This is a genomic window from Psychrobacter sp. T6-5, from assembly GCF_052258485.2.
Classification (GTDB): Bacteria; Pseudomonadota; Gammaproteobacteria; order Pseudomonadales; family Moraxellaceae; genus Psychrobacter.
In genome coordinates this window covers 2,874,392-2,891,206 of the sequence record NZ_JBQQEY020000001.1, presented here as the reverse complement: position 1 = coordinate 2,891,206, position 16,815 = coordinate 2,874,392, and the positions used below count along the sequence as shown (strand labels likewise).

General features: G+C 43.3%; 14 protein-coding genes and 1 tRNA gene. 8 read left to right on the top strand and 7 right to left on the bottom strand.

Annotated elements, in window-relative coordinates; genetic code table 11:
- The first annotated feature begins 114 nt into the window (after positions 1–114).
- From ACTXGK_RS27065 to ACTXGK_RS27055, 3 genes are all read left to right on the top strand, one after another.
- On the top strand, positions 115–1,473 hold the full coding sequence (locus ACTXGK_RS27065) for a bifunctional folylpolyglutamate synthase/dihydrofolate synthase (protein WP_443517453.1): 1,359 nt from the start codon (positions 115–117) through the stop codon (positions 1,471–1,473).
- Between the two features lie 137 nt (positions 1,474–1,610).
- Positions 1,611–2,879 (top strand): LysM peptidoglycan-binding domain-containing protein, encoded by a 1,269-nt coding sequence (locus ACTXGK_RS27060; RefSeq protein ID WP_522910153.1) that lies wholly within the window; start codon positions 1,611–1,613, stop codon positions 2,877–2,879.
- A gap of 291 nt (positions 2,880–3,170) precedes the next feature.
- A complete protein-coding gene (locus tag ACTXGK_RS27055) occupies positions 3,171–3,701 on the top strand; it encodes a DUF2726 domain-containing protein (RefSeq protein WP_371532694.1) in 531 nt (176 codons plus the stop codon).
- A gap of 80 nt (positions 3,702–3,781) precedes the next feature.
- On the opposite strand, the gene ACTXGK_RS27050 is transcribed toward ACTXGK_RS27055, so the two are convergent.
- The 7 genes from ACTXGK_RS27050 to gatC form a co-directional block, all read right to left on the bottom strand.
- Positions 3,782–4,759, bottom strand: a complete 978-nt coding sequence (locus ACTXGK_RS27050) for a DUF1853 family protein (RefSeq protein WP_443517452.1) — start codon at positions 4,757–4,759, stop codon at positions 3,782–3,784.
- 416 nt (positions 4,760–5,175) lie between these two features.
- The gene (locus ACTXGK_RS27045) at positions 5,176–6,180 is read right to left on the bottom strand and encodes a hypothetical protein (RefSeq protein WP_443517451.1); all 1,005 of its coding nucleotides are present in this window, start codon (positions 6,178–6,180) and stop codon (positions 5,176–5,178) included.
- 21 nt (positions 6,181–6,201) lie between these two features.
- A complete protein-coding gene (locus ACTXGK_RS27040; protein WP_443517450.1) occupies positions 6,202–6,414 on the bottom strand; it encodes a hypothetical protein in 213 nt (70 codons plus the stop codon).
- Between the two features lie 878 nt (positions 6,415–7,292).
- Positions 7,293–7,369, bottom strand: a tRNA-Pro gene (locus ACTXGK_RS27035).
- Between the two features lie 114 nt (positions 7,370–7,483).
- Positions 7,484–9,010, bottom strand: a complete 1,527-nt coding sequence (gatB, locus tag ACTXGK_RS27030) for an Asp-tRNA(Asn)/Glu-tRNA(Gln) amidotransferase subunit GatB (protein WP_443517449.1) — start codon at positions 9,008–9,010, stop codon at positions 7,484–7,486.
- Positions 9,010–10,506: an Asp-tRNA(Asn)/Glu-tRNA(Gln) amidotransferase subunit GatA gene (gatA, locus tag ACTXGK_RS27025; protein WP_443517448.1), complete on the bottom strand. Its 1,497-nt coding sequence runs from the start codon at positions 10,504–10,506 to the stop codon at positions 9,010–9,012. Before gatA ends, gatB begins: the two co-directional genes overlap by 1 nt.
- A gap of 81 nt (positions 10,507–10,587) precedes the next feature.
- Positions 10,588–10,902 carry an Asp-tRNA(Asn)/Glu-tRNA(Gln) amidotransferase subunit GatC gene (gatC, locus tag ACTXGK_RS27020; RefSeq protein WP_443517447.1) on the bottom strand — a complete coding sequence of 105 codons (315 nt, stop codon included), beginning with the start codon at positions 10,900–10,902 and terminating at the stop codon, positions 10,588–10,590.
- Positions 10,903–11,526: 624 nt separating this feature from the next.
- Between gatC and ACTXGK_RS27015 the strand changes: the two genes are divergently transcribed.
- From ACTXGK_RS27015 to ACTXGK_RS26995, 5 genes are all read left to right on the top strand, one after another.
- Entirely contained in the window at positions 11,527–12,564 is a 1,038-nt protein-coding gene (locus ACTXGK_RS27015; protein ID WP_443517537.1) for a rod shape-determining protein, read from the top strand.
- A gap of 227 nt (positions 12,565–12,791) precedes the next feature.
- The gene (gene mreC, locus ACTXGK_RS27010) at positions 12,792–13,649 is read left to right on the top strand and encodes a rod shape-determining protein MreC (protein WP_201599210.1); all 858 of its coding nucleotides are present in this window, start codon (positions 12,792–12,794) and stop codon (positions 13,647–13,649) included.
- A gap of 127 nt (positions 13,650–13,776) precedes the next feature.
- Positions 13,777–14,262, top strand: coding sequence for a rod shape-determining protein MreD (mreD, locus tag ACTXGK_RS27005; protein WP_201599211.1), 486 nt, complete (start codon positions 13,777–13,779; stop codon positions 14,260–14,262).
- 74 nt (positions 14,263–14,336) lie between these two features.
- A complete protein-coding gene (locus ACTXGK_RS27000; protein WP_443517446.1) occupies positions 14,337–15,023 on the top strand; it encodes a Maf family protein in 687 nt (228 codons plus the stop codon).
- 120 nt (positions 15,024–15,143) lie between these two features.
- The gene (locus tag ACTXGK_RS26995) at positions 15,144–16,748 is read left to right on the top strand and encodes an Rne/Rng family ribonuclease (RefSeq protein WP_443517445.1); all 1,605 of its coding nucleotides are present in this window, start codon (positions 15,144–15,146) and stop codon (positions 16,746–16,748) included.
- The last annotated feature ends 67 nt before the right edge of the window (positions 16,749–16,815 follow it).

The window sequence follows — 16,815 nt, the reverse complement described above, 5'->3', positions numbered from 1 at the left end:
ACATATGCAAGACCCTCTAATAGCATTTATCGTCATTGCACGGTAAATGCTATTTTTGGTTTTAGCCAACACATATATTTCTATTTCTTATCAAATTTCCTATAGGTTTTATCAATGTCTGATCTTGTAGCATCCAACTCTAGTAGCCCTAACGACAACGTTGGTTTGGTCAGCTTGACCGAATGGCTAAATTATATGCAGCAAATACATGTGTCTGCGATAGACATGGGGTTATCGCGTGTATTGCCTGTTGCCGAAGCGCTAGGAGTAGTGCAGTCAGCCAAAGATGATGCCTATGTCTTCACTGTAGCAGGCACCAATGGTAAAGGTTCTACGACCGCTGTTATCGCCGAAATGTGTAAGGCCGCAGGTTACAAGACGGCACTATATCAATCGCCGCATTTGAGCGTCTTTAATGAGCGCGTGCGTATCAATGGCGAAATGGTCAGCGATGAGACGCTGATTGATGCTTTTAGCAAAGTAGAAGCAGCACGTTTAGAGTGCGATTTGACCTTGTCATTCTTTGAGATGACAACGCTGGCAGCATTGCTCATATTTGCTGAGGCAGACTGTGATGTGTGGGTATTAGAAGTTGGATTGGGTGGACGGTTAGATGTGGTTAATATTATTGATCCTGATATGGCAGTGATTACCAATATTGGTATCGATCATGTCGACTGGCTAGGTGACAATGTTGAGGACATCGGTCGCGAGAAAGCAGGTATATTGCGCCAAGGTATTTCTTTAATTTATGGTGCTACTGAAATGCCATCTAGCGTGCAGAACGCTATCGATAACCAGCAGGCAACTTGTTATCAAATTGGGCAAGACTTTAGCTACCGCGATATTGACTCAATGATTTGGCAATACAGTAATGCGGCAGTTACCTTGCAATTACCACGCTCTGCGCTGTCCTTGGCCAATACTGCCAATGCACTATCAGCGGTACTCGCAAGTCCATTGAGTGTCGATATCAATGCCATCGAACAGGCATTAAAAACTGTCAAACTGGCAGGGCGCTTTGATTATCGCGAAAGCCATCATCGCCATTGGTTGTTTGACGTGGCGCACAACGAGCAAGGCGTGGAGTTTTTACTAGCGCAGTTATTGCCATTTTGGCAGCAGCATTTGAGTAAACACGGCAACCAAGCTGGTAGAGATCGTCCAAAACTCAAAATGTTGTTCTCTATGTTGGGCGATAAAGATATTGAAAAAGTGGTACAACGTCTGACTCAAGCAGGTTTACCGATTAGTGATTGGTTCATTGCTGAGATTGATTATCCCCGTGCCGCGAGTACCGAGCAGCTACAAGGCGTCTTAACTCAGTATGTGGATAGCGCCAACATATATGAATTCGATGGCTTGCATGCAGCGACGTATGCGGTGATAGCTGACAGTCAGCCACAAGATCTAATTGTTGTATGTGGTTCTTTTCATACAATTGGAGAAGCGCTCGCTGCACTTGCCGTATGATCATTTAAGTTAAGGTGGCGCCTGTTTAGTGTTAATCTTAGTACTTGCCTGATAGCAGACAGCACGAAAAATATGCTTTATAATCAAAATGATTTGCAAGACTGGCAAAAATAGGTCGGCATAGATTTTGAACACTGATGGCAGTAAATGGCGGTACGAGGTACTTATTAGCGCAATTATCTGTATTGCTGCGAGACAGTCCCTGCGCCGCTCAATCAACCTTATTACCAACTAAGAGACGTAAACGGATGAACTTTTCGAGACAAGCCTTATTGGGCATTGGGATGATTCTAGGCGGTAGCGTGATGTTATACGCCATGGTGCAGCAGATTGGCGAGAGCAACCAGCCACAGCCAACATCAGCGATGATAGAGAAGCCAACGACCGAGCAAGAATCTCCGCAACCGCTAACGACTGACATCGAGACAGAAAAACGTATCCTTGCGCAAAAGCAAAAAGAACGTGCTGCTCGTGTTGCCGAGCAGGAGAGGCGCGCACAGGAGTTTTTGACAGAACAAGAAGTGGCTGAAGCTGAAGCGTTGGCCAAAGCCCGTGCCGAAAGCCAGCAGTATGTCAAAAACAGCATGCCAGATGCTGATGAAAAAAGCGACAGCACAAAGTCCACTCAAGAAACTACTACCTCAGCAGAATCAGCATTAGCATCGCCCATAACCCCAGAAGCCTCGCAAATCTCAGAAACCTCGCAACAGCAAGAAGCTCAACGACAAGCTGCTGCCAAAAAAGCAGCTGATGCAAAGAAACAAGCTGAGGCAAAGAAACAAGCTGAGGCAAAGAAACAAGCTGAGGCAAAGAAACAAGCTGAGGCCAAAAAACAGGCTGAGATTGAAGCTGCTGCTGAGAGAGAGCGAAAAGCAGCTGAAGCCGCTAAAAATGAACCACCAAAATCGCCTTCTGATTATCAAGTCAAAAAAGGCGATGGGCTGATTAAGCTTGCGAGACAGTACAATATGCCTGTCGAAGTCTTGGCTCAAGCAAATAACATTTCACCATCGACCTCATTACAGCTGGGTCAAAACATTACCATACCATCGCGTAATCAAGTGCAACGTCTGGAGCGTGAAGCCGCTGCTGCCGAAAAAGCGGCTGAGGCTAAGCGAGACGCTCAGCAAAAGCTTCGTGAGGCTCGTCAAGAAGTTAAAGAAACCGATGCGAAAGGCAGCTTTGGGGTGCAAGTAGCGCTCGCAGATAATCAGGCCAAAGCAGATCAGTTAGCGAAAAAATTCAAAGAAGCTGGATATCAAGTGAAGACCAGCCCTACCAGTCGCGGTGTACGCGTCATTGTCGGTCCTGAACGTGGAAAAGTCGCTGCATTGGCACTAAAAGATAAGATCAATAGTGATTCTAACGTCAATACGAACGGTGCTTGGGTACTTTACTGGCGTTAAGCTTTAGACTCGCAACTGTCGTCAGAGATTGATGGGTAGATAGATGAAATATTTTCTTTAGTGCTGAATTGAATTATTATTTAATGATTAAAACACGACATCTGCTGTCGTGTTTTTTGTTTTATCGTTTGCCGATTGGCGCAAGCTTGGTTACGATGAGCACCATTTTTATTACTCATTTTTGTATAACCTGTCAGCCTGCAGAGGTTGCCCTGTGGTGATCAGCCAATCATTAACTCTTTAGAGTTGTGAGCGTTAGCCGGTCACTGTTATATTGTATAAGGTAAAACCATGTCATTTGGCGCTATATTTTTAATCTTGGCCGTTGGGTTTTTAGGGCTGATTACGTTACCAAAACTATTGGCAAAACGCCCAGTCGCAGAGCCTGAGCCAAAGCCTGTGCGCGGTGATGAGCTGGCTATCTGGCCATTTGCCCCAATGCCAATCATGACCGACACTGAGGTCATATTTTTTAATAAATTAAAAAATGCGCTGCCGGAATATCATATATTTGTGCAGGTTCAGCTGTCACGAATCATTGAAGCCAATAGTGACGAGACATCGGAGCGCAGCTTTTGGTTTAATCGTATCTGTCGCCAGAGCGTTGATTATGTGATCGTGGATGTTGATGCTCAGACCACGCTTGTTGCTATCGAGCTTGATGACTGGACACATAGCAGTAAAGCGCGGCAAAAAGCCGATGATAAAAAAGATAAAGCCCTTGCTAGTGCAGGTATCGCTATCGTTCGTTTTCACGCTGAGCGTATGCCGAGTGCAGACATGTTGAGATATGAGCTAATGCAGGTGATTGAGAGTTATTGAGCAGTTCACTGAACGTGTGTGATTGTTAAAATCTACAATCATACAAGCTACCTTATTCAAAACATCTGGGTTAGCTAAGGTTATTCGTCTACTCCGTTTGGCCATCTTGGATAAATGACAATAGGTCTATTACCTTCAAAATATAAACCTGTCCTAGGTAACTCATTATCTGACCAAACTATCGGCTGCTGGCGATTATCATAAGCATTTCGCTCATCATAAAAGTCGCGCTTAGTGAACCATTCAATATAATGCGCGGCTCGCAATGAAGTGGTGTCAATCGTCGAAAGAGCGGTTTTATCTCTCTTATCGCACCATTCATGTATTGGAAAGCTGGGCGTTAGCCAATGAGGCCAATCGTAATCGCCAAGGTCAGTGGTATTAATCGGTAAAAAGAATCGCCCTTTGATCACGCCATAGCGCTTATCAATTTTGACCTGTCCGCGATCTTCCGTATCTACCCATACCGCTCGAAATTGCTTGGTTTGCATGTGCGTAATTTTGCGCTGTAGATTATCATTGGAGTTAATCCCTACCCAGTTCACAGGCTCAAAAGGCGCTGATCCCATAAAAAATTTAATGGCTAGCTCCCAATGCTCCACCAGATCCTCTTCATGATTATACAAAATCAAATCAAGCTCACCGACGGTCTGCTTACCATTGTACAGCTGCACATTGTTTGCTAGGGTCTCATACGGATGCAGCTTGCGCGCAAAGCCATCCTCTAACCAAAACGATAGCAGTCCCTCAAAATGAAAACCCAGACGATTGGGACTAGGGCGTTTAAGTAAATAACGAGTCAGCTCTTGATAGGCGGTAGTGGTGTCTAGCTCTGTTAATCGTTGCTCGTACACCTCAAACTGGGTTTGCCAAAATTGCGCGCTATGTACGTCAACCGTATGGGTGTTTTGATGCGGTGCAAAGTCTATCCACTGCGTCAAGACATTGGGACATGCCAGCACGTACGCCAAATCACGCACATAGGGTCGGCGGTAACGCTCCCAAGGTGCATTATCTATAGGGTGTGTGGAGGCGGGTTGAGTGATAGGCTCGGACATAGGATGAACCAATGTAAAGATGTAGCATTTACCCTAACGGCTCGTTCTATAAAAGTCTATAGATGACAAGTATCCGCTAGTGTAGTGTTCAGTTTGTTGGCGCTAAAATATGATATTAATGTGATGGATATGAATACTGATATCAGGCGGTGATAGCAAGTAAGGTAATAGAATACTGAGTGTTGTCTTGATTATTGATAATAACCATTTCGATGGGTTTTTGGGTGCGTTATGGGGTGGTTGCTGCTCTAAATTAGATGAGGTAAGATTTCTCTGTGTCATATCAACTGCTCCATATCGTATGATTTGTATCACTGCGTTGTTCTGCGATATGGATAGTTTAGGTAGTTTGATTATATAAAAAAATTCCTCAACCTAGCTTAATCTATATAAACATAGGTTGAAGTATATTTAATTTATGACTTTGGTCTGCCTGCTTCACTAGCATAGCTAGGTGATACTTCTTTGATCCAAGGTCTTAGATTGTCTATATGGTTAGGCAGTTCTTCGGAAAGGTTATACTCTATTAGCTTAGCCCATACTATATTGCACATCTCACCAATTTTTATTCTATTTTCAGTATCTTGAAGCCACTGTTCTTCTGCCACATGCTTTGCAATTTCTTTTGCTAAAACCTTCTTATAACTTACACCTTTTCTACTTTCAAACTTACCTTTACTTTCAATAGGCTTGTTATTCAGGCTTTCTTCTTCAAGGCTTAACAAGTCATTATGCAAAATTATTATATCGCTTAGTTTGATATTGAATTCAACGAAAGAAAAATCAGCTCTTTTATTAAACGAACATGAAAAAGGTGACTTTTCGGCAAACTTGGCTAAATCTTTATCGTCTATAGAGTCAATAACAAAGTTTATATAACTAATGTCTGTTAGTTGATAACTTTTATCTTCTACAGTTATCTGCCACTCTGCAAGTTGTCTCGGCTTAGATGGGTCATCAGTATAGTTGGGTCTTTGAATAAAGCCCTCTAATCCGAATAAAAATATTTTATCATCAGGATCATTACTCAAGGTCATATTAGATATTGTTTCCTTGCTTACTGTAAACAAAAAAGAACCCATATATAAATCATCTATAATTCTATTAGACACAAATTTTTCTAGTTTTTTCAGAGTATCAACAATAGGCTTTAAATCTTTTTCAGATAAATCATAAATATTTATATCTGTAGAAAAAACATTTGAGTTGTAAAACTCTATTTTTGCTTGTAATGGCTTATCAAGATAGCTATCCATGCGAAAGTGAATGAACGTATTGATACCCCGACTAGATATTTTTTTCAATAATTTTTTTGGAGTGATATTATTAGTTTTATGCTTTCTATTTAAATAGTCACAAGCTTCTTGCAAGCTGTAATATTCTGCAGTATCGAAAATTAATGCTATATCGTTATTACTCACAATTCACACCTTTACACACCCTTAAACCAAAATAGGTACAAGGCAGTGCCAGCCTAAAGGTGTATGAACGGCTGTCTTTTGATTATTCATCATGCCTTGCAAGATTTTTATTATTATTTGCTCAATCAAAACATCATAAAACCACCCATCAAATTTAGCACAAAAAAAGCCAACCATTGAAAACAATGATTGGCTTTTCTCCTTATCTAAAGAATATGACTTATTAGTATTCATATATCCGATTATATTAATAGCGTTATTCGTAAGCCTAAGTTACAATATGATTACTTTATGTTAATAAAGTATAAAGTATGTTTTATGTGCCCTTGTAAGCAGTATTTCTATCTGAGACGTATTCTTAAACCAATTTGAGAGACTATGTATGAGCATAATAAGCTTAGTTAAGGCTACATTATTCAGAGAAAAAACTAGATCTAAAAAGTATGATGAAGAAAAGTCATGTAATTCTTCGGTATGTATAGCTGCTAACATATTGAGGAATATGGCTCTTGATTGTTCTTGTGGAGAGATTGCTGTTTTTGTTGGACAGAGAGGATCAGTATATAGATGTGTTAGATGTAATAAAGAAACAGTAGGCCCCGTATATAATTTGGACCGTACTAATTGTATGGAATCGACGTCTGAATCAAATACGCCATTTTTTGATATGGATTTTTACAATGAGGCTATCATCTTATTGTGCAACAGCAGAAAACGACCAACACTTAAGCAATGGAAGTACCGTTTAAAACATTAATTTGTACATTGTAAAGATGAAAAGTTATTCGATGCACGCCAGTGCTTTAGAATATTATAGATTTTTGGGGATTATAAAAATAGTTTGGTTGCTTTCGCTTAACGCGTCTGAAAACTGTCTTTAGCAAATGAAACGATAGAAACAAAGGTTATCTATTTTGTCGAACGATTATAAATTCTTATGACAGTGCTAGGACACTATGAGCTAATGATAGTGGGGATTGTGTCTTTAATTTCTGTTTTATGATCAATAAAAGGTAGTAAAGATAATTCCTTTTTAGCCGCTTATAGGGTCATAAAAAAACGCCCAAAATAAAGGGCAGACGGTCAATGACGGTCTGCCCTAAATCTATATTTGGTCGGAACGGCAGGATTTGAACCTGCGACCACTACACCCCCAGTGTAGTGCGCTACCAGACTGCGCTACGCCCCGAATGACTGACTATTTTACGCAAAATTATGCATATTGCAAGGGCTATTTATACTAGCCAAAATCTACTACATTATTCTACGCATCACAGTCAGTACCTTTATTGCGCAGGTAGCTTTAATCCAATAGCTCTTTTAGGATTTGGTTCACTTGCTGCGGGTTAGCACTACCGCGACTGGCTTTCATGACCTGACCAACTAGACCGTTAAAGGCTTTTTCTTTACCGCCGCGATATTCTTCGACCATCGCTTCATTTTTTGCGATGACTTCTTCGACCATCGCTTTGATAGCGCCAGTATCAGTTTCTTGCTTGAGGCCTTTTTCTTTGATGATTTTGTCTGCTGCATCATCATCGTTGCCGCCTTCACGCTCATATAGCGCACTAAAGACTTTCTTAGCCAATTTGCCAGATAGCGTGTCATCTTTGATACGCTTAAGCATACCAGCCAGTTGTTTGGCGCTGATAGGGGAGTCGATGATATCTGTGTCATCTTTGTTCAGTGCGCCGAGTAAGTCACCCATGACCCAGTTGCCAGCCATTTTGGCATCTGCTTGCCCAACTTCTGCGACCACAGCTTCGAAATAATCGGCAATTTGACGACTACCAGTCAAGATACGCGCGTCATATTCTGACAGACCAAGCGCTTCTTCGAAGCGTGCGCGACGAGCAACCGGTAGCTCTGGCATCGCTGCTTTGATCGCGTCAACGGTATGCTGCTCGATTCGGACAGGGAGCAGGTCAGGATCAGGGAAGTAGCGATAGTCGTTGGCGTCTTCTTTGGTACGCATGGTACGCGTTTCGTCACGCTCTGGATCATACAGCATCGTTGCTTGGACGACTTTGCCGCCATCTTCCAAGATATCGATTTGACGCTCAATCTCACGGTTGATAGCACGCTCGATAAAGCGGAATGAGTTTAGGTTCTTTAGCTCAGTACGTGTACCAAGATCATCACCAGGTTTACGTACAGAGACGTTACAGTCACAGCGGAATGAGCCTTCGGCCATCACGGCGTCTGAAATACCTAGCCACGTGACTAGCTGATGAATGGCTTTGATATAGGCAAGTGCTTCGTGGGCTGAGCGCATGTCTGGCTCAGAGACGATTTCGATTAGTGGCGTACCAGCACGGTTCAAATCTACACCCGTCATACCATCGACTGCGTCATGGACAGATTTACCTGCATCTTCTTCTAGATGCGCGCGGGTGATACCCATACGTTTAGGATATTCGTTCTTTTCGCCCTCATTGACCACGACATCGATATAGCCTTCACCCACGATAGGATTGGCCATTTGGGTGATTTGATAGCCTTTAGGCAAATCAGGGTAAAAGTAGTTTTTACGGTCAAACGTATTAAATAGACCCAGCTCAGCATTGACACCGATACCGAATTTTAAGGCACGATCGACCACGCCAGCATTTAGTACGGGTAATACGCCAGGCAGACCCAAATCAACGATACTAGCTTGGCTGTTTGGCTCATGACCGAAGTCAGTTGGCGCACTTGAGAATATTTTACTTTCTGTATTTAACTGGCAGTGAATTTCGATACCGATGACCACTTCATAGCCATCAACAAATAGCTCTTTACGCACGGCGTGCTCGCGGACGGCATTGTTATCAGTAGTAGCTGTACTCATTATACCGTCTCCTTTGCGATGGTAGAGTGTTGTAGATGGTGATCGGTATGCTGCTGGAACAGATGCGCAGTCGTGAGCAATTGACTCTCTTGCCAGTGCTTACCGATCAATTGTAAGCCAATAGGTAGACCTCCTGTCGTCAAACCTACTGGCTGACTGAGCGCAGGTAGGCCTGCTAGGTTAACCGCGATGGTATAAACGTCGCCTAAATACATCGTCGCAGGATCAAGGTTGTCAGTAAGCTTGTAAGCCGCCGTCGGTGCGGTTGGGCTAGCAATCACATCGCAGCTAGCAAAGGCTTCATCAAAGTCTTTGACGATTAAGCGGCGGATTTTTTGTGCTTTAGTATAGTAAGCATCAAAGTAGCCAGCCGATAGCGCATAAGTACCTGTCAAGATACGGCGCTGTACTTCAGGGCCAAAGCCTTCAGAACGTGAGCGCGTGTATAGATCGATAAGGTCCGTTGGGTTCTCACAGCGATAGCCAAAACGTACGCCATCGAAACGTGATAGGTTTGATGACGCTTCGGCAGGCGCTAGCATGTAGTAAGTAGCAAGCGTGATCTCAGGGTCAGTGATGTTCACTTCTACAATCGTTGCGCCCAGCTCTTCGTACTTCTTGAGCGCGGCACGTGCTGCTTGCTCGACTTCGCTATCAAGCCCTGTACTGAAGTATTCTTTAGCCACACCAATACGAAGACCGTCAAATGGCTTATCACCAGACGCGGCCTCTGCATCATTGATGTCTTGTACGTAGTTAGGCATATCGTATTTGATAGAAGTGGCATCGCGCGGATCGTGCCCAATCATTGGCTGAAGTAGGTAAGCGCAATCTTTCGCGCTGCGTCCCATGCTACCCGCTTGATCCAAACTTGAAGCGTAGGCAATCATACCAAAGCGTGACACACGGCCATAAGTAGGCTTGATACCGGTTAGGCCACAGAATGAGGCAGGCTGACGAATAGAGCCACCCGTATCACTACCGGTAGCAACAGGGACAAAACCTGCGGCAACAGCAGCAGCACTACCACCTGACGAGCCACCAGGGACGCGCTCTAGGTTCCAAGGGTTCTGTACCGTACCATAGTATGAGCTGCTGTTATCTGAGCCCATCGCAAACTCATCCATATTGAGCTTACCTAAGCTAATCATGCCAGCTTTGTCGATGTTAGAAACGATAGTCGCGTCATATGGAGAGACAAAGTTATGTAGCATCTTAGATCCACAAGTCGTCAATACGCCTTGGGTACAAAAGATGTCTTTGTGCGCCATCGGTACGCCAAGTAGTGGACGCTGATCGCCTTGTGCACGCATCTCGTCAGCGGCTTTTGCTTGTGCACGTGCTGTCTCAGAAGTATGTGTGATAAAACTATTGATCTTGCTATCTAGCGCATCGATACGCTTGATGTAATGCTCAGTTAATTCTGTGCTGCTAAATTGTTTGTTTTGCAAGCCAGCAATCAGCTGCTCGGTACTTAATAAATGAAGTTCAGACATAAGGTGTCGTCCGTCAAAATGTGAATAGCATAAAATAAAATAGGATAATGGCAAATGCGTGGTTGTGTTATTCAGCCACTATTATTCAATCACCTGAGGTACAAGGTATAGGCCGTCTTCGACAGCAGGTGCGACTGACTGATTACGCTCGCGATTGATATCGTGTTTGGCCACGTCAGCACGTAACTCTTGGCAAGCTTCATGGATATTGGCTAGTGGTTTGATGTCTGTGGTATCAACGTTAGATAAGGTATGCATCAATTTTAATACTTTACTGATATCATCGGCATAGCTATCGGCAGTGCTTTCATCGACACCCAAGCGCGCAAGGTTGGCAACTTCTAGGATTTCTTCGCGGCTGACAGTGTTGTCAGACGTTGCTGGTTGCTGAGACATAGTTTCTCCAGTTAAGGACAGTTTTGTTAGAGTGGTTGACTACGATAGTCAGAATACGTAAGCACTAAAGTACAATTGGCGATAAAGTTGGCTTATTATAAAGCATCTGACCCAAGTTTACAGAGCATGAGGCTTGATTGGTGCACAATATCCATCAACACACCGTATCAATCAAGGCAGAGTGCTGACATAGCAATACACAAATACTTGCAAAACTGACCGAATAATTCATGATTGATTTTCAATTGCTTCCCAATTAGGTTCTAAAATACGTTACAGTATGCACCTACTACTAAGTAAAGTAATCATCTGCCTGTAGAGCCTTGTTAGTTATCACATTAAAAGCGGTTTCATTGAGTTGAATGATAGTCACTACTATTTCAAACTTTGTAACAACTTTTAGCGTCTAAGACAAAAATCCTTGCTTACTGATGCAAATACCTATGTTTTTTTTGAGCTAAATCGGTATAATTTAGCTCAGTTTTTCATATCATCATTATTGCTTAGGTTTGACTGGTTGCGATGATTCACTTTCGCTTCCGTTAATGTCTAACGACGACCTGCTCAACACTGACGAGTAACACCTCAGTCAATCTCATTCGCCTCATTCGTAAGACGCTGGATATATTAGTCATGAACCTGTTTGGATTTTTATCAAATAATATCGCTATCGACCTCGGTACTGCGAACACCCTTATTTTTATTCCTAATAAAGGCGTCGTACTTGACGAGCCTACGGTGGTCGCATTACGAAGCAATCGTACTCAAAACCCGACCGTCGCTGCTGTGGGTATCGATGCCAAGCAAATGCTGGGTCGTACGCCTGCCAATATCACAGCGATTCGCCCGCTAAAAGACGGTGTGATTGCTGATTTTGAAGTGACACAAAAAATGCTAAAACACTTCATCACTAAGGTAAAAGCCAAGCGTTTTATGGCACAGCCTAACGTGGTGGTATGCGTGCCATGTAAGTCAACCTTGGTTGAGCGTAAGGCGATTCGTGAGGCAGTATCATCAGCAGGCGCGAGCAAAGTATTATTGCTAGAAGAGCCAATGGCTGCGGCTATCGGTGCTGGCATGCCTGTTCATGAAGCCAGTGGTTCTATGGTTGTTGATATCGGTGGTGGTACGACTGAGATTGCCGTTATCGCGCTATCTGGTTGCGTCTATGCTGAATCTATCCGTATCGGTGGCGACATGTTTGATGAGGCGATTATTACACACGTGCGCCGTACGCATGGTTGTGTGATTGGTGAGACGACCGCTGAGCGCATCAAAAAAGAAGTCGGCTCTGCATTGAATGAAGACAGCAAGCTAGAGGTAGAAGTGCGCGGTCGTAGTATGGCAGAAGGCGTACCAAAGACCTTTATCGTCAATTCAGAAGAAGTACAAAAAGCATTGACTGACCCATTGAGCGGTATTATCAGCGCTGTAAAAGTAGCCCTTGAGCAGACGCCGCCAGAGTTGTCATCAGACATCGCAGAGCGCGGTATCGTGTTGACAGGTGGTGGCGCATTGCTACGCGATCTTGACAAGCTTATCTCGCAAGAGACTGGCTTACCAGTGACGGTAGCAGAAGACCCATTAACCTGCGTTAGCCGTGGTGGTGGTATCGCCCTTGATTTTATCAATAACAAAAGCCTGAACATGATTTTTGTTTAAACAGCTTTTGCTCATGAGTGTTATGCCCACATACCTTTGCTATCGCTATTATCCCGCTTCAGGATGGCTGACATAACCCATGAGATGACAAGTAAATAACATTAAAGGTAGCCAATTGCGCTGCCTTTAATTGCATTAATCCATGCTAGAACCCGATATCACCGATAAACATTCATGCTCTAAATAAGTGCTATTGCTCATTTTAGAATTCTTAAATTAGACGACTTATGACTCCAAGTATCTTTGCGCGCCAAGCGTTATCACTTCGTAAGACTGCCATTGTATTGATAGCAGCCTTAATACTGATGTGGTTTGATAGCAAAAACTCGGAATGGTTCAATCCAGTACGTAGTACCAGTCATGCTGCCATGCAGCCTATTTATGAAATGTCTCTATTACCGAGCTATGCCAAGCATTGGGCGAGTGGTAGTTTGCAGTCAAAAGAAGCGCTGCGCCGTGAAAACATGCAACTAAAATCGCAACTCATTCATGCACATGCCAAACTGCAGCAACAAGATTATATCTTGGCGCAAAACGCACGCTTGCAAGGGATTTTATCAACCACTAAGCCTGAGCAGTTTGATCTCAACTTAGCTCAAGTCATTGGTACAGATACCAACTTGCTCAGACAGATTGTTGTGCTCAATAAAGGCAAGCAAGATGGTGTACAAGTGGGACAAACGGTTATCGATGAAGATGGTATTTTAGGACAGATCATTAACGTCTATCCTAATACGAGCCGTTTACTATTGATTACGGATGAGCAGCAGTCAGTGGCTGTCACTGTCAAGCGTACTGGCCAGCGGGCTATCGTGACAGGCCAAGGTATCCCATCTGCACTGAGCCTAAACTATGTCTTTAAGACTTCAGATGTGCGCGTGGGTGATGAGTTGGTATCATCTGGTTTGGGTGGGCGAATTCCAGCGGGCTATCGTGTTGGCCGTATTGCCCACATCAAAGATGAGCAAGCGGATAATTTTAGAAGTATCGAGGTTACGCCCTCTGCAAACTTTATTGATAATGCGTACGTATTGATACTCCAAGACAAGCTACTCAATAAAAACGACACTGCTATTGGTCAGTAGCAAAGATACATTAACACTTTATGCAAAACTACCAAATGGCTCATCAAATTTTTTATCCATAGTATCTTATCAATATTCAATCAACCATATCACAGTAGCCACTATACAATCGCTAAGGTAAGTACTCATGTCGTATCCTGATTCTGAGAATTCAACGGCACTGTTGATTGTGGTCATTGTTCTAAGCTTTATTATTGCTTCATCGCTCAATGTGTATCCATTAAGTCCAAGTATGGCAACACTGCGGCCCATGATTATGATTATGGTGCTGATATATTGGCTACTGTTCCAGCCGCGCTATGTGGGTATCTTTACTGCATTTACCATCGGGCTTATTGCAGATTTGCTGATGGACACCCATTTAGGTCAGCAAGCCTTTGCCGCTGTCGTGGTGGCACTAGTGATCAAAATTACTAGTATCTATGTTAGACAACTAAATACCATCAGCGCATGGTTGATAGCCAGTTTAGGGTTAGTTGTTTTTCAGCTAAATTTATGGATGCTGCAGATGTTTATCCAAAATACTTTTATCGCAAAATCTGCTTTGTCGCTTATGATGAGTATCATCAGCTGGCCACTTGTTTTACTGGCTCTACGCAAGTTTGCGCGTTAATAATGTTTATTAACTTATCTACAAAATATCTAAAAAATACATACCTCATAAATTTGTAAATGAAGAGAAGAGCGATGGATATCATTTTAGCGTCTGGTTCGCCGCGCCGTCGAGAGCTACTAGCAAGAGCACAGTTAGATTTTAGAGTATTGAGCGTAGATATTGATGAAACGCCGCAAGATGATGAATTACCCAAAGACTATATTGAACGTATGGTCGCTACCAAAGCCATAGCTGCCATAGATCAATTAAATGAAACGTTAAATACTAATAAAGACACTTCTGCCGAATCAATTATCATACTGACCTCTGATACCATCGGTGTGTTACCAAATGGCAAGACAGTACTGGTTAAACCGACCGATCGTGAGCACGCTTATAGCATGTGGCAGCAGATGTCAGATAATATCCATGAAGTATGGACTGCTGTACAAGCCACTAAAATACAGCGGCTACCTAAAGTAACAGAACACAATACATCAGAGCGCATCCAAGCATTCCAAATTATCGAGCAGCAGCAAATTACTGAGCGTACAGCAGTAACCTTCATACCATTGACTACAGAGATGATGAGCAATTATTGGGACAGTGGAGAGCCTGCTGATAAAGCGGGTGGCTATGGTATTCAGGGTTTGGGTGCTGCTTGGGTGAGTCGTATCAACGGCAGTTATACCAATGTCGTTGGGTTGCCATTGGCGCAAACGCTGGCCTTAATCAAAGACATGACAGAAGGCAGTGAGGATATCGTTGACCCGTTATAATTACATATGCACATAATGACACGGTAGGGCAATGGGCAAGAGCAAGGCGCATTTGTTACACTGTCAACCTAATAGACGATGACCGTCTGATAAGAAAGCTGAGAGATAAGAGAAAAAACTATGTCCGAAGAGCTGCTGATTAATATTAGTCCAATGGAATCCCGTGTTGCGGTTTTAGATAATGGCATCTTGGGTGAGATTTATATTGAGCGACATCACAAACTGGGTTTGGTCGGCAATATTTATCTGGGTACAGTCGTACGTGTCCTTCCAGGCATGCAGGCAGCCTTCGTTGATATTGGTCAATCGCGGACAGCATTTTTACATGTTAATGATATGCAGCGTGAGCCTCGCCCAGTTGCAGAAGACAAAAGCAAAGCCGCTACAAATGACAAAAAAGAAAATAGTGACAATAGCGCCACCACAGAAACATCCACGGATAGCTTAGCAGTCACACCACCGGTTGTCAGTGCTCAAAGTACGGAGGTTGTGCCTGTTTCTAAGACCTTGATTCAGCATCGATTACACGAAAGCCAGCGTATCTTGGTGCAAGTCACCAAAGACCAGTTGGGTAGCAAAGGCGCTCGCTTAACCACCAATATATCACTACCATCCCGCTATTTGGTCTATTTACCATCAAGCGATCATATCGGTATATCACAGCGTATTGATGGTGAAGAAGAGCGCACGCGTCTAAAAACTGAGCTTAGTAGCTTAATGCAAACAGTCAATCTAAAAGGTGGTCTGATCGCTCGTACTGCGGCTGAGCGTGTCCCTGTCGATAAGCTAGAAGAAGATATTTACTATCTGTTGCAGCTGTGGCGTACTATCTGTGCTCGCCGCCAAGAGATCAATCATCACCAGAGCTCAGAACTTATTTATCAAGAACTATCGCTACCACTGCGCTCTATTCGTGACTTGGTACATGCTGATACCGAAAAAGTCATCATTGATAATACGCAAATCTATGAGCAAGTCAGATACTTTGCCAAAGAGTTTGTACCGTTTATTTACGATAAAATCGTGCATTATACGGCAGAGCAGTCACTGTTTGACGTGCATCGGGTTGAGGATGATTTACGTGATGCATTGAAACGTCGTGTCGACCTAAAGTCTGGTGGCTATCTGATTATTGACCAAACAGAAGCAATGACGACGATTGATGTCAATACAGGCTCTTTTGTAGGCGGTCGCTCATTAGAGGACACCGTCTATAAGACCAACCTAGAAGCCACACATGCTATTGCACGTCAGCTGCGCCTGCGTAATCTAGGCGGTATTATCATTCTTGATTTCATTGATATGCTAGAGCAGCAGCATAAGGATGATGTATTAGAGAGCTTGCAGGCGCAGCTGACCCAAGACTATGCAAAAACCAAAATTACGCAGGTTAGTGAGCTTGGATTGGTAGAGATGACACGTAAGCGCACACGTGAATCACTAGGACAACAGCTGTGTGAGCCTTGCTCAACCTGCCAAGGTCGCGGGTTTGTCAAAACGGCAGAGACAGTTTGCTTTGAGATTTTCCGCGAAATCATGCGCTGTGCTCGCACTTATAACTCTCCCAAAAAGTTCACCGTTGTCGCTCATGCCGCAGTCATTGATTTATTGCTGACATCAGAGTCAGATACGGTAGCCGATTTAGAGTATCTACTAGGTAGGGTTATTACGTTTGATGTAGAGAATTTATATACTCAAGAACAGTATGATATCGTTTTAGACTGATACCATTGAGTACAGTTAAAATTTTCTGGTGGCAACACGCCAACTGGCAAAGCAGATTTCTGAGAGC

Coding starts and splice junctions, on each gene's coding strand:
- ACTXGK_RS27065 (WP_443517453.1), top strand. CDS start 115: ATGTCTGATCTTGTAGCATCCAACTCTAGTAGCCCTAACGACAACGTT.
- ACTXGK_RS27060 (WP_522910153.1), top strand. CDS start 1,611: ATGGCAGTAAATGGCGGTACGAGGTACTTATTAGCGCAATTATCTGTA.
- ACTXGK_RS27055 (WP_371532694.1), top strand. CDS start 3,171: ATGTCATTTGGCGCTATATTTTTAATCTTGGCCGTTGGGTTTTTAGGG.
- ACTXGK_RS27050 (WP_443517452.1), bottom strand. CDS start 4,759: ATGTCCGAGCCTATCACTCAACCCGCCTCCACACACCCTATAGATAAT.
- ACTXGK_RS27040 (WP_443517450.1), bottom strand. CDS start 6,414: ATGAATACTAATAAGTCATATTCTTTAGATAAGGAGAAAAGCCAATCA.
- gatB (WP_443517449.1), bottom strand. CDS start 9,010: ATGAGTACAGCTACTACTGATAACAATGCCGTCCGCGAGCACGCCGTG.
- gatA (WP_443517448.1), bottom strand. CDS start 10,506: ATGTCTGAACTTCATTTATTAAGTACCGAGCAGCTGATTGCTGGCTTG.
- gatC (WP_443517447.1), bottom strand. CDS start 10,902: ATGTCTCAGCAACCAGCAACGTCTGACAACACTGTCAGCCGCGAAGAA.
- mreC (WP_201599210.1), top strand. CDS start 12,792: ATGACTCCAAGTATCTTTGCGCGCCAAGCGTTATCACTTCGTAAGACT.
- mreD (WP_201599211.1), top strand. CDS start 13,777: ATGTCGTATCCTGATTCTGAGAATTCAACGGCACTGTTGATTGTGGTC.
- ACTXGK_RS27000 (WP_443517446.1), top strand. CDS start 14,337: ATGGATATCATTTTAGCGTCTGGTTCGCCGCGCCGTCGAGAGCTACTA.
- ACTXGK_RS26995 (WP_443517445.1), top strand. CDS start 15,144: ATGTCCGAAGAGCTGCTGATTAATATTAGTCCAATGGAATCCCGTGTT.